At 44.1% G+C, this 12,823-nt stretch carries 11 protein-coding genes; 6 read left to right on the top strand and 5 right to left on the bottom strand.

The features are described from left to right. The first annotated feature begins 302 nt into the window (after positions 1 to 302). The gene (locus tag ABFV72_RS07345) at positions 303 to 860 is read left to right on the top strand and encodes a superoxide dismutase family protein (protein WP_347162999.1); all 558 of its coding nucleotides are present in this window, start codon (positions 303 to 305) and stop codon (positions 858 to 860) included. Between the two features lie 224 nt (positions 861 to 1,084). Here ABFV72_RS07345 and topA read toward each other — a convergent pair whose 3' ends face one another. After that, entirely contained in the window at positions 1,085 to 3,739 is a 2,655-nt protein-coding gene (gene topA / locus ABFV72_RS07340; RefSeq protein ID WP_347162998.1) for a type I DNA topoisomerase, read from the bottom strand. A gap of 283 nt (positions 3,740 to 4,022) precedes the next feature. Next, a complete protein-coding gene (locus tag ABFV72_RS07335) occupies positions 4,023 to 4,619 on the bottom strand; it encodes a hypothetical protein (RefSeq protein ID WP_341610159.1) in 597 nt (198 codons plus the stop codon). Between the two features lie 357 nt (positions 4,620 to 4,976). On the opposite strand from ABFV72_RS07335, the gene ABFV72_RS07330 reads away from it, so the two are divergent. Beyond that, complete coding sequence (locus ABFV72_RS07330) at positions 4,977 to 5,516, top strand: DUF2799 domain-containing protein (protein ID WP_227679306.1); 540 nt, start codon at positions 4,977 to 4,979, stop codon at positions 5,514 to 5,516. Positions 5,517 to 5,741: 225 nt separating this feature from the next. On the opposite strand, the gene ABFV72_RS07325 is transcribed toward ABFV72_RS07330, so the two are convergent. The 3 genes from ABFV72_RS07325 to ABFV72_RS07315 all read right to left on the bottom strand — a co-directional run bounded on the left by ABFV72_RS07325 (position 5,742) and on the right by ABFV72_RS07315 (position 8,027). Further along, positions 5,742 to 6,143 carry an ExbD/TolR family protein gene (locus ABFV72_RS07325; RefSeq protein ID WP_057761224.1) on the bottom strand — a complete coding sequence of 134 codons (402 nt, stop codon included), beginning with the start codon at positions 6,141 to 6,143 and terminating at the stop codon, positions 5,742 to 5,744. Between the two features lie 126 nt (positions 6,144 to 6,269). Next, positions 6,270 to 6,959, bottom strand: a complete 690-nt coding sequence (locus ABFV72_RS07320) for a MotA/TolQ/ExbB proton channel family protein (protein ID WP_347162997.1) — start codon at positions 6,957 to 6,959, stop codon at positions 6,270 to 6,272. A 108-nt stretch (positions 6,960 to 7,067) separates the two neighbouring features. Further along, positions 7,068 to 8,027 (bottom strand): energy transducer TonB, encoded by a 960-nt coding sequence (locus ABFV72_RS07315; protein ID WP_347162996.1) that lies wholly within the window; start codon positions 8,025 to 8,027, stop codon positions 7,068 to 7,070. A 486-nt stretch (positions 8,028 to 8,513) separates the two neighbouring features. On the opposite strand from ABFV72_RS07315, the gene ABFV72_RS07310 reads away from it, so the two are divergent. The 4 genes from ABFV72_RS07310 to ABFV72_RS07295 all read left to right on the top strand — a co-directional run bounded on the left by ABFV72_RS07310 (position 8,514) and on the right by ABFV72_RS07295 (position 12,763). Beyond that, a complete protein-coding gene (locus ABFV72_RS07310) occupies positions 8,514 to 9,566 on the top strand; it encodes a siderophore ABC transporter substrate-binding protein (RefSeq protein ID WP_347162995.1) in 1,053 nt (350 codons plus the stop codon). A gap of 82 nt (positions 9,567 to 9,648) precedes the next feature. Continuing rightward, a complete protein-coding gene (locus tag ABFV72_RS07305) occupies positions 9,649 to 10,734 on the top strand; it encodes an ABC transporter permease (protein WP_431192084.1) in 1,086 nt (361 codons plus the stop codon). Positions 10,735 to 10,830: 96 nt separating this feature from the next. After that, positions 10,831 to 11,916, top strand: coding sequence for an iron chelate uptake ABC transporter family permease subunit (locus ABFV72_RS07300; protein WP_347162994.1), 1,086 nt, complete (start codon positions 10,831 to 10,833; stop codon positions 11,914 to 11,916). Positions 11,917 to 11,992: 76 nt separating this feature from the next. Then, positions 11,993 to 12,763, top strand: coding sequence for an iron ABC transporter ATP-binding protein (locus tag ABFV72_RS07295; protein ID WP_347162993.1), 771 nt, complete (start codon positions 11,993 to 11,995; stop codon positions 12,761 to 12,763). Positions 12,764 to 12,823 lie beyond the last annotated feature (60 nt).

Here is a 12,823-nt window from a genome sequence, read left to right as displayed (position 1 = left end):
GGCTTTTTTTATGCCTGTTTATTGTTCATTTGCTTGCAGTTCGTAGCCTTCTTAATAAGGTTCTCACACATTTAAAGCCATTTAATTTCAAAATTATTTATGCTACTTCGTTTTTCAAACCCATACGATACTTACATTTATTAACTGATTGTTGCGCATTTGATGAATAACTATAGAGTTAGCTTGGCTATACTGACTCCGATGTTAACGAATATTGACACCGATTTTATAGAACAATAACGATAGATATTCGTGGCTTTAATGAAGATTAAAAATAACAACTCAAACAATTGGAGATAATAATGAATAAGACATTACTTGCAAGTACCCTATTATGCGGTTCAGCGTTAGCAATGACTGGTTGCCAAACCGTAGAAAGCCAAATGCAAACAGGCAATCCTTTAGCACAGCCAACGTTAAAATCAACCATACACACAGTAGATGGTGAGAAGAAAGAAGTTGGTCAAGTTTTCTTACGTCCAGTCGATGGCGGTGTCCAAGTTTACGGTAAACTCACTAATCTACAGCCAGGCAGAACTGTCTCATTACATATCCATGAAACAGGTAGCTGTGACGTCATGGGTAAAGCAGCAGGCGGTCACTTCAACCCAGACAACAAGCTACACTCTAATCCAGATGATATGAATGGCCATGCTGGTGACTTGCCAAACTTAACTGCCAATGAAGACGGTATTGCTACTATTAACTATGTGAACAAGAAAATCGCGGCAACTGAAGCAGGTAAATACAGCGTAAATCGTTTGGCCTTTATCGTACACGCTGGCGTTGACGACTATACCAGTCAGCCTTCAGGTAATGCAGGCGATCGTATTGGTTGTGGTATCATCGTAAAAAATTAATACTGTCCAAACCTATGAACTTAAGCTAAGTTTGCAAACGTAGAAATAGCTTAAAAGAAATATTATAAGTACAAAAAAACCCTCTTAAATGATAAGAGGGTTTTTTATTGGAAGTAACTATTAGGTTCGTTTAAGCCAATACAAGAAAGACCAATGCAGATTGTACCTGTAGTACATTAAATGAGTCTGACGCTATAAAAGCACTATATTGGATGTAACAATATTTACTCCTCTACCCATTCACCTTTACGCCAGTAAACACCCCAACGTGTGGCCTTACCGTTTTTCTCAGAGCCGATATACTGCTCTTTTTTCTTACGTGACCAGCGCAAGATGGTTGGGTTGCCTTCAGGATCCTCATCTGGCCCTGCAAACAGATACTGGAACTTATCTTCCATTTTATCTTTAATTTCTCGTAGCTCAGCCAGCTTTGGCGGACGTGTCTCGCGCACTTTTGGAAACTTAGACGCTGCTAAGAACATCCCAGCCGCCCCTTCACGCAAGATGAAATAATCATCGTGCTTGGTCGACTTTAGCTCTGGTAGGTGGATTGGGTCCATACGTGGCGGTGCTGCTTCGCCTGTTTTTAGTACCTTGCGCGTATTATCACAGTTCTGACAAGCAAAGTACGGACCAAAGCGTCCTGTTTTAAGCTCCATCTGTCCATCACACTTGTTACAGTCAATGGTTGGTGCATCTGAGCCAGGTACTTCAAATTTACCTTCTTCTAGAATATAACCATCGCAATCAGGGTTGTTACCGCAAATGTGTAGTTTGAGACCACCATCTACGATGTAACCATTCATCGCCGTGCCACATTTCGGACAGCGTTTTTTCTCCATCAAATCTTTAACTTCTGCCGCTTCGTCATCACCTTCCGCATCATCTAGATTGGCGAATGCTTCGACTGGCATTAGATTTTTGGTGCCTTTACAGCGCTCTTTTGGCGGTAGATTGTAGCCAGTACAGCCTAAGAATACACCTGTTGACCCTGTGCGCAGTTGCATAGGACGATCACAGATATCGCAATGGACATCTGGCACGTCAGTCGGATCGTTTGGACGCATACCATCTTTTTCTTTGGCACGCTCTAGAGTCGTTTTGAACTCGCCATAGAAATTATCAAGCACATCTTTCCAGTCTTGATCACCCTCTGCCACATGATCGAGCTTGTCCTCTAACGCAGCGGTAAAAGTATAATCCATTAAATCTGGGAAGCTAGCCGTCAATCTATCAGTGACGATATCACCCATTTTTTCAGCAAATAAACGCTTGTTCTCAAGCTTCACGTAGCCGCGATCTTGAATGGTTGAGATAATTGAGGCATACGTCGATGGACGACCGATACCTTTTTTCTCAAGCTCTTTTACTAGACTGGCTTCAGTATAGCGAGGCGCAGGCTTGGTAAAGTGTTGACTTGGATCTAGCTTATCTAGGTTTAACTTATCGCCTTTTTTGACATCAGGCAGCAAGGTATCGTCAGTCTTGGCCGGTGGCATGACTCTTGTGTAGCCATCAAAAACCATGGTACGACCACGGGCTTTTAGCTCGATATCATCTGCGCCTACAAACAGGTTCACTGACAGATATTTGGCAGGTAACATCTGACACGCCACAAATTGACGCCAGATTAGCTCGTATAGACGTATCGCATCACGCTCAACACCTTTGAGCTGCGTTGATTTCATATTGACATTAGAAGGACGAATCGCTTCATGCGCCTCTTGTGCGCCTTGCTTGTTACCATAGAAATTTGGTTTTTCTGGTACGTATTTTGCGCCATAGCTGTCTTCGATATGACCACGGACAGCAGCAAGCGCGTCGCCTGATAAAAATGTCGAATCGGTACGCATATAAGTAATATGACCCGCTTCGTATAGACGCTGCGCTAAGATCATGGTTTTCTTAACAGAGAATCCTAAGCGCGTACTAGCAGCCTGTTGCAAGGTCGAAGTAATAAACGGTGCGCTTGGGCGCGATTGCGTTGGTTTCTCTTCACGCTCTTTGACGATAAAGTCGCTTGCTTTGAGCACGTCTAAAACTTTATCGGTCTGCTCTTTATTCCCAAGCTTTAAGGTTTTACCGCCTTGTTTGGTCGCCTCTAAGCGGATACCGATTTGCTCAGCGTCTTTTTTTCCATTAGCAATGTGCGTGTCTGCATGAATCTGCCAGTACTCTTCTGGAATAAAAGCGCGAATCTCATGCTCACGTTCGACGACCAAGCGCATAGCGACTGACTGTACACGGCCTGCCGACAGTCCACGAGCAATCTTTTGCCATAATAGTGGCGATACCATAAAGCCAACAACACGGTCCAAGAATCGACGCGCTTGCTGCGCGTTCACGCGGTCAATGTCTAATTTCGAAGGCTGCTTAAATGCACTTTGAATAGCTGATTTGGTAATCTCGTTAAAGACCACACGTTGATACTTACTATCAGGGCCACCGATGACTTCTTTTAAATGCCAAGCAATCGCTTCCCCTTCTCTATCCATATCCGTTGCCAGATAGATTTTGTCAGCGTCTTTGGCTAGTGCTTTGAGCTCTTTGATGACTTTGGTTTTGTTGGGTAATACTTCATAGACTGCTGCCCAGTCATGCTCTGGATCTACACCCATGCGGCGTACCAGTGCTTGCTGCGCTTTTTCTTCTTTGGTCAGACTGTCATCTTTTTTAGCAGTTGTTGCTTTTTTTGCGCTTTTGCTCGCACTAACCGGCAAATCACGGACGTGACCGATACTTGAGCGTACGATAAAGTCATCACCAAGGTATTTATTAATCGTTTTTGCCTTGGCTGGTGATTCTACAATCACCAAAGACTTACCCTTTGGGCTGTCAGCAGCTGGTGCTGGACTTTTTTTGGTTGTGGTTTTTGCCATGTTTGACGACACCATAATATAAGTAAATTAAAAGTAAGGTTAAATTCAGCAGCACGGCAATTTATGGAAGCGGATACTCATGGTTTGACCATGGTTCAACTATTTATAGTAATAATCGCTGCTGATAAAAAAGGTTATAAAACAAATAATAACCATAAAATAAAGATATAGTTATAAAGACGTTACACTGCTAAGCGTTAAACTGTCAACTTTAAATAATTTGAATATGACAAACCGCTTGCATATTGCCCTTTAATGGAGACGAAAAAACGCTTTACTAGGTTTATGCTTTTTTTTGCATCTGTAGCGCCCATTTCTCAAGGTTTTCTTTGAGCACTAGTAAGTCCGCTTCGATCCGTTTTTGATGATACGTTGGGTTAGATGCTGGACGTACATAAGCAATATCTTCCCAATAAATAATAATGCTATTTGCCTTGGTCAATAGACCTTTAACAAACGGCTCGATACTTACTGGCAAATCTAACGGCACTTGATCCAAGCTAAAATCAGTTTTTTTGACTACTGGATTATTGCTGATTTGACTAGAACGAATCGCGCTGGGAATAGTAAGCGTTTTGTCATCTGTACTGGTATCAACAAAACTGCTGTCTGGTCGCCACTGTCCATCAATCACTTGATAACGAGTATGCGGCAGTTTAGTGTCTTCAAATATCAGGCAGTACTGTCCAAGCATGCCCCGACCATACTCATTATCACGGCCTTTGATCCAATCAGGGCACGAAACGAGTTTTGGATTGAGCTGTAAACGACGCGCGGTCATACGCAGCTTATCCAAACGCTGATCGATACCGTTCGGTTTGAGCGCCATCATACTCCCTAATACGAATAGTACAATGATAACGCCAATCAATGTTCCCATGATGGTCTGGCCTTTTGACTAAATGAAAAAGATACTAAGAGATATAGCGATAAATATTGCTAATGAACCGTTATTTATAAATAGCACATATAGATTTGCGGATAGTACGATAATAAACAGCGATATATAAGGGCTTATAATGAGCACGAACCATTAAAAATCAAGCGTAGTCGTCCAATCGCGGTACAACAAGTACTTTTAAAGCATATGACAATCTAGCAAGTTACTGTATTAAATCAATTATTTAGCATACATAATCATACAGACTAGAGCACGCTATAAAAACCAGATACGAAAAGTGGTCAGCGCAAAAAAGTGCTATGATAAACCATAATTTTAAACGCGCGCAGGTTTATTATGAATTATCTTATTGAGTCAAACTCATCGGGCGCTTATCACGCTCGCAAGCTGACAAGTAAAGTCATGAGCAAAGCAGGCATGAGCTTATCGCTACTTGGCGCGGTCGTACTGACATTATCGGGCTGTGCCACGACTCAGAGCCTAACCCCGCAGCAGTGTCAAAGCAGCAACTGGCAAGAAGTCGGCTATGCTGATGGCTCGCAAGGGCGTTCAGGTGCCTACTTCGGTCACTATACCAATAGCTGCGCCAGTGTCGGCGGTGCTAGCCCTAACCGTATCCAATGGGAGCAAGGCCGTCAACAAGGTCTCAAAAACTACTGTACCGAGCTGAATGCTTATAAGCTCGGCCGCGAAGGCTATGACTGGCAACCTGTCTGTTCGTTAGAGGGTATTGATAAGTTAGAAGAAGCCTACTCCCAAGGGCGCTACTACTATATCCGTCAGCGCGATCTCGACTACTTACGCTCACCTTACCCATTTGGCTACAGACATGCAGGCTTCGGTTACGGCTATCGCCCATTTGGCTACGGCTGGTAAAAAAAGAAAACCTCACTAACGACTTAATTTGAGGTTTAAGTAGTTAATGAGGTTGGAGAAAATTTTATTATTTTAATTGTTTTTATTATAGCGGTGCTTGTCGTCTTACTGGTCGGGCTATTGATTTATCTAGCCAGTTTTCTCATATAAAGCCAAAGCTACTAGCACTAACTCACAGTGCTTAAGTTATTCAGTGCTTAAACTCTTAGAGGCTTAGCTACTAAGCTACTCATTCACAAATGCGATTTTGGTCAGTCCAGCGTTACTTGCCGCTGCTAAGACTTGAGCGACCGTATCGTACCTGCCTTCTTTATCCGCACGTAACTGTACTGCTGGGTTCTTACCAGTCGCGCCTTGTTGCTGCAAGCGTGTCTCTAACTCTTCCATACTGATTGGATCGCTATCCCAGAATATACCCGCGTCTTTATCAATACTGACTTGAATCGCTTCTGGCGGCGTTTCATTGAGCGCGGCACTAGTCTCTGGCAAATCTAAAGGCACCGTCGGATTCAACACGGTCGCTGTCAATAAAAATATAATCATCAATACCAGCATGATATCGATCAGCGGAATGAGGTTCATCTCATCCATGCTTCGTACGTCATCATCACCCAATTGAAATGCCATAGTTACTCTCAATGCTTTTGGTTATTTTCACACAGCCAAGCCGTTTTTTGACGGTTTTTCGACTTGTCGTTTGAGCCTTTACAGACCTAGCGTTTACAGAATCAGTATCTGTAGAATCAACACTATCTATAGCTGTTTTGGCACAGAATTACTGTAGTTGCTAGTATGCTGCGTCTCGCTCGTCGTTGAACGACTGCTTGTTGCAGCGTGCACTTGTGAGGCGCTAGCATGATTGCTCGCAGTTACCTTGGTAGTATCCACAAGACCCGTTGATTGCGCCAATAAATCATGTGCTCTGTCGTTGGCTTGATACATTATGCGGCGATTGATACGTACTGCAAGGTTATAAAACACCACGGCTGGAATCGCTACTGCAATACCGAGACCTGTCATAATCAGTGCTTCACCGACTGGTCCTGCAACTTGTCCCAATCCGGCCTGACCGCTCATACCAATGTTGTGCAAGGCATGGAAAATACCCCATACCGTACCAAACAAGCCGATGAACGGTGCAATCGCTGCCGTCGTACCAAGAATCGGCAGACCGCGCTCACTAGCAAAGCGATAGCGACCGATATGTTTGAGCAAAGTCTGCTCAGTCACCAAACGGCGAGTGGCAGCATCAGAACCAGCCAAGTCAGACTGTCTGGCTTGTAATTGTTGGCTCAAATCATCTGCTACATTGTTCGCCAGTTTGCGGCTTTGCAATACGCGGACGATACCTGTCACCCAAGATAGAATAGATAACGCAAGCAACAAAAAGAACAACGTTTTTGTCACCATGTCGCTGATCTGCCAGTATTGCATAAAGTCCATGTCAGACTCCTTAATGTGTAATGCCATTACATGATACTGAGGTAAATATCACGTTTAGTTTTATAATGAAAGATGATCAATAAATACGTTGTTATAAAGTATGAACTATCAAGGAACTGCGTAACTGATCGGTAGGGTCACATCACCTACCACGGGTACGCCATTCTTAGTAAAGGGTTTGAACTTGCCCGATCGCACTTGACGTCTGGCCTCTTTGTCTACTAGCGGATTACCTGATGATTGAGCAACTCGCACGTTATCGATGCCGCCTTGCTTGTTGACACGTAATACCAAGACAACGTTGAGCGTATCACCAGAACGGGCTCTACGTGCAGCGCGCTCAGGGAAACTAAAGTTTGGCGCAGATGCCCAGTTGGCTGAGCTAGCAGTAAAGCTCACAGGCTCATTGCTCTGTGCTAAAGCAGCTGCTGCTTCCGCCTCAGCTCTTGCTTGTGCAGCGGCGGCCTCTGCGGCAGCCTTCGCTTGAGCGGCAGCTTTGGCATCAGCGACTCTTCTAGCTTCTTGCTCTGTCCTAGCTTGTGCTTCTTGCTCAGCTTTTCTGGCTTGTCGCTCTGATTCAGCTTGGGCAGCTGCTTGACGTTGTGCTTCGGCTGCTGAGTTATCAACCTTTGGTTTCGGTAGCGGCTCTTTTGGGGCTACTTTTTGACTGGTATCAAGACGAGGCTTTTCTGACGCTATCACAGGCGTCACTTTCGGCTCTACATTTTTTACAACAGGCTCTTTTGGTTTTACTGGTGTCTCTGTTGGTTGTTTAACCGGCTCTTTAGGCTTTGGTTCAGGTTGCGGCGCTGGCTGAACTTGCACCTCAGGCTGTACTTCTTTTTTGGCTGTGACTGTTTGTTTTTCTACTTCAGTTGAGACCGTTTTTGCCGGTAATGACACAAACTTTATCTCAAGTGGTGACAGCTCTTTTTTTGGCTCAGGTTTGAGTTCAGGCGTTTTTATTGCCACTAGTGCCATTGCGGCAAGCACATGGAGTCCTAAGACTGCAACAATAGCTAGCAATAACGACTTAAGTGGTGGCGCGTCTAAATCCGTTGAACTCATAACAGCCTAATGTTTATTACTCAGAGTAGAATGGCGTAGATAATAATGCAAACGATAATTATTATCAATAATAATTTACAATATTTTCGCTATTTAATACACCTCTGACACGTGACATTGCTTAGTAGCTTTACCTCTCAGAACGCTCATTTCTATGAACGTTAACTACTTCTAGATTTCATTACTATGAACCTTACTTTTTCATCAAATGATACGTTGCGTTTAATATAGCAAGTACTGTTAATAAAAACCATTATCATTTATATTGATAATGAGTCTCAACTACTTTATTATAACCGCTATGTTGTCTACCCATACTATTTTTATAAAAACTATTCGTATAAAAAGTTAGTAATTGGTACTAAGTAGACTGTTTATTTTATGCTTTTTATCTAAAGCATCTTTCAGACTTAATATTTTTAGCATCATTCATTTGCAATTATTTTAGACAATTGCTTAAACATTTTTTGATAGACCGAGTTCATTATGCCGACACCCTTATTATCTAGCAGATCTACCGCTTCTTTTTTCAAACGTCCATTACTGACTGCTGCCATGACAGCGTTATTAGCTTCGGTAGTGGCAGGATGTAGCTCGCCTGAATCTAATGACTCTGAGCCAGCAGACGCCAAAACCGAAAACCCAACGGCTGATGAATCACAGAACGTTGCTAATAACGACGCTGTATCTGCTGAGAAAATCATGGTCAATACTGTAAAAGGTGATGTTGAGCTGGCTATGAACCCATCGCCACTTGTCGTTTATGACATGACGTTGATGCAAGACTTGGCGGCGCTAGATGTGGCAGTCGATGGTATGCCTGGTGGTCTATTACTAAAGAATCTACACTCAGAAACACAGCCTGATCCAAAATCAGTAGGTACTGTGTTTGAGCCGGATCTTGAAGCGTTGAATGCAATGCAGCCACAAGCTATTTTGGTCGGTTCACGCATGGCAGAAAAATACGACGAGCTATCAAGTATCGCGCCGACATTGGACATGAGTATTGATACAGCCAATATCTATGAGTCAAGCAAGCAGCGCCTGCATGATTTAGGTGCATTGTTTGGTAAAAGCGATCAAGCCGCTAAGCTACAACAGAATATCGATGGACTCATCACTGAGACCAAGAGTCTAACAAAAGAAAATAAAGGTACTGGCCTAGTGGTCATGGTCAATGGCAATAAAATGTCAGCCTATGGTGACAAGTCTCGCTATGGTTTTATCCACACTGTGTTAGGTGTGCCAATGGCAGACGACAAAATTGCCGATGCGCCTCATGGTCAGCCGATATCATTTGAATATATCCAAAAAGCCAATCCTGATTGGTTATTTGTCATCGACCGTAGTGCTGCAATTGGTGAAGACGGTATTGGTGCTAAGGCCATATTAGATAATCCATTGGTTGCTCAGAGCAATGCATGGAGCAAGCAGCAAGTGGTTTATCTTAGCCCAGATTCTTACTTAGCATTTGGCGGCTACTACCAGTGGATGCAGGACCTAACGACGATTAAAGATGCTTTTACTAACGCTAAGTAACGTCGTTGCTTATAAAAACGACTATTGCACAAATAGATAATTATTACCGTTAACCCTGCTCATTTCTAAGCCAGTAGAGATTATGTCGTTATTTTCACACCGTACTCATGCTAGGCTCAAATCCAGTACTGCTCCATCAGCGTCAAATTGGCAGAGCGGTACTGGCAATGCGTTACATCGGCGTACTGTCATACCACCGTGGTTCATCAATACAGCAAGCCTCATTCTTATGGGGCTTTTGGTGTTATTGAGCTTATCTATTGGGGTGGCTGACTTTTCGTGGTCAGGTATCTTGCAGAGCCTGCTGACTCAGAGTGCCAACTCCGATAGCTCATTGTTATTGGTTAGCCGTATACCGCGTACCATCGCCATTATTTTGACTGGTATTGCGATGGCTGTGGCTGGGATGATTATCCAAGTAGTGCTAAAAAACCGCTTTGTAGAGCCATCTATGGTTGGTGCGACTCAGAGCGCTGCACTTGGTTTACTGGTGGTCAGTTTACTGTTCCCTGCCAGTACGCTCATTGTCAAAATGAGCGTGGCAACCATCGCTGCCGTTTTTGGCATGATGCTATTTATGCTACTCATTCACCGAATACCGCCCACTGATTTTTTGATGATTCCACTGATTGGCATTGTCTTCGGCGGCATTATTGAAGCCGTCACCACCTTTATCGCCTATCAAACTGAATCACTGCAGATGCTGAGTGTTTGGCAGTTTGGTGATTTTTCTGGCGTATTGGCAGGGCGCTATGAGCTGTTGTGGCTCACGGGTGGACTGTGTGTGCTGGCTTATATTATTGCTGACAAGCTGACCATCGTCGGCTTGGGTGACAATATCGCCTTAAACTTAGGTATTAGTAAGCGTCAAGTCACTTGGATTGGCGTGGGTATGGTAGCCATGATGAGCGCTGTCGTGGTCGTGACTGTAGGCATGATTCCTTTTATTGGGCTGGTCGTGCCAAACATTGTGAGCCGATTGATGGGCGATAAATTGCGTCGCAGCTTGCCAGCAGTTGCCCTACTTGGTGCTTCAGCTGTGTTGCTGTGCGATATTATCGGACGCTCTATTCGCTATCCATTTGAAGTGCCGGTCGCCACTATTTTTGGTGTGGTTGGTACAGTGCTGTTTTTATGGCTGTTATTACGTGCACCAGCTGAGCAGTAGCACTATGTTCACTAACTGTGTATTAATTTGCAGCACTCACTTACCGTCGTTCATTTTTTGCCTTATCAGATAAGCTTGGCACCATAGGATTTTTGTATGTTCTCATCAACTAAGCTTACTTCCACCAAGACTGATGCTACCAAAACCAGCACAGCGATAGATAACTCATCTTCAGCAGACGGTCAGTATTCAGCCGCTGCCCAAGGTCAGTTGGCAAAGCTTTGGGCATGGATAACTGCGCATCCAAAATCCATAGCAGCTATTATTTTACTTATCTCGATGACCTTGTTTATGACGCTCAATGTCAATGGCTATTGGGATTTTGCGCTACCATTACGCGGCAAGAAACTGCTGGCACTGATGGTGATTGGCTATGCGATTGGCGTGTCGACGTTACTTTTTCAGACGTTGACTCACAATCCAATTCTAACGCCCTCCCTACTCGGGTTTGATTCACTCTATGTTCTGTTGCAGAGCTTACTGGTTTTCTTTTTAGGTGCGATTAGCTTTACCAGTCTCGATCCTATTGCCAAGTTCACGTTAGAGATTGTCCTGATGTTTGGGGCATCTCTATTATTGTTTAAGTTATTATTTTCTAAAAGCAGTCAGGATCTGACGCGGCTAATATTAGTAGGCGTTATCTTTGGCGTATTGTTTCGCAGTTTATCAGCACTCATTGCACGGCTGATAAACCCTGATGATTTTGTGGTCGTACAGTCTGCCAGTTACGCGCAGTTCAATACGGTCAACCCTCAGCTGCTGGGCATCAGCTTATTTATCTGTGCCATCACCGCGATATTTGTATGGCGCTGGCGTTATCAGTGCGATGTATTGATGCTCGGACAAGCACAGGCCGTTAACCTTGGTATCAACTATCAACGTCTGGCATTTGGTCTATTAACTGTCATCGCTGTACTGGTTGCCACGGCCACTGCACTGGTCGGTCCAGTGACTTTCTTTGGTCTATTGGTTTGCGCATTGACCAATCGTATCGCGCGACATATGTATCACACCGAGCGGCTGATATTGGTCAGCTTAGTCGCTATGATTTGCTTGGTGCTGGGTCAGACTATCTTTGAGCAAGTGCTAGATATGGCAGGCGTATTGTCCGTGGTGATAGAGCTAGCAGGTGGATTGATGTTCTTAGCATTGATATTTATGTCTCAGCGTCGTTCTTTATGATTACTTAGCCGACGTTGTTTATTTAGCTGATGCTGTTCATCAAGAAAAACCTAAGACTTTTTAGATAAGACTGACTATGATTAAACTGAATAATATCTCTCACCATATTGGCAAACAACAAATCTTGCATGACATTACATTGTCCCTACCAACGGCGCAGGTGATTGCTTTAATTGGGCCTAACGGCGCTGGGAAGTCTACGTTGTTTTCTGTCATGGCTCGCTTGCAGCCGCTGCAATCTGGGCAGGTGAGCTTCGCTGTAGATAATGAAGAGCGTGATATTGTCAGCTGTCAGGCGCGGACGCTGGCCAAGACTGTCGCGATGCTTGGGCAAGACAATCATGTACAAGGACGACTGCGCGTACATGAGCTACTGATGTTTGGTCGTTATCCTTATCATCAAGGGCAACCAACCGCAGACGATCAGCAAAAAGTACGGGAAATCCTCGAGCGCTTTGAGCTTGAGCCACTTGCCGAGCGTTTCTTGTCAACGCTATCAGGTGGACAGCGACAGCGCGTGCTGATCGCTATGATTGTCTGCCAAGATACACCCTATCTATTGCTCGATGAGCCACTAAATAACCTAGACATGTATCATGCTGGTCGACTCATGCGTGAGCTGCGTCAGCTAAGCCACAATCAGCAAAAAACCGTGGTGATTGTCCTGCATGATATCAACCAAGCGGCACAGTTTGCCGATACAGTAGTTACGATGAAAGCAGGAGAAGTGACGGCTGTTGGTCGTCCTGCTGATGTTATTACTAAAGAAACGATGAAAGATTTGTACAACGTCGATGTCACTGTCCTAAGTCATCAGGGTCGTCCAGTGATTGTTGATACGGTTTAATGACTGGTTAGACTCAAGTACGCAATAAAAAACTCAATATAGTGCCAGCACATTGGTACT

Source organism: Psychrobacter proteolyticus (assembly GCF_039762275.1).
Taxonomy (GTDB): Bacteria; Pseudomonadota; Gammaproteobacteria; order Pseudomonadales; family Moraxellaceae; genus Psychrobacter; species Psychrobacter proteolyticus_C.
The sequence above is the reverse complement of the archived record's forward strand: the minus strand, read 5'-3'. Positions and strand labels throughout refer to the sequence as shown.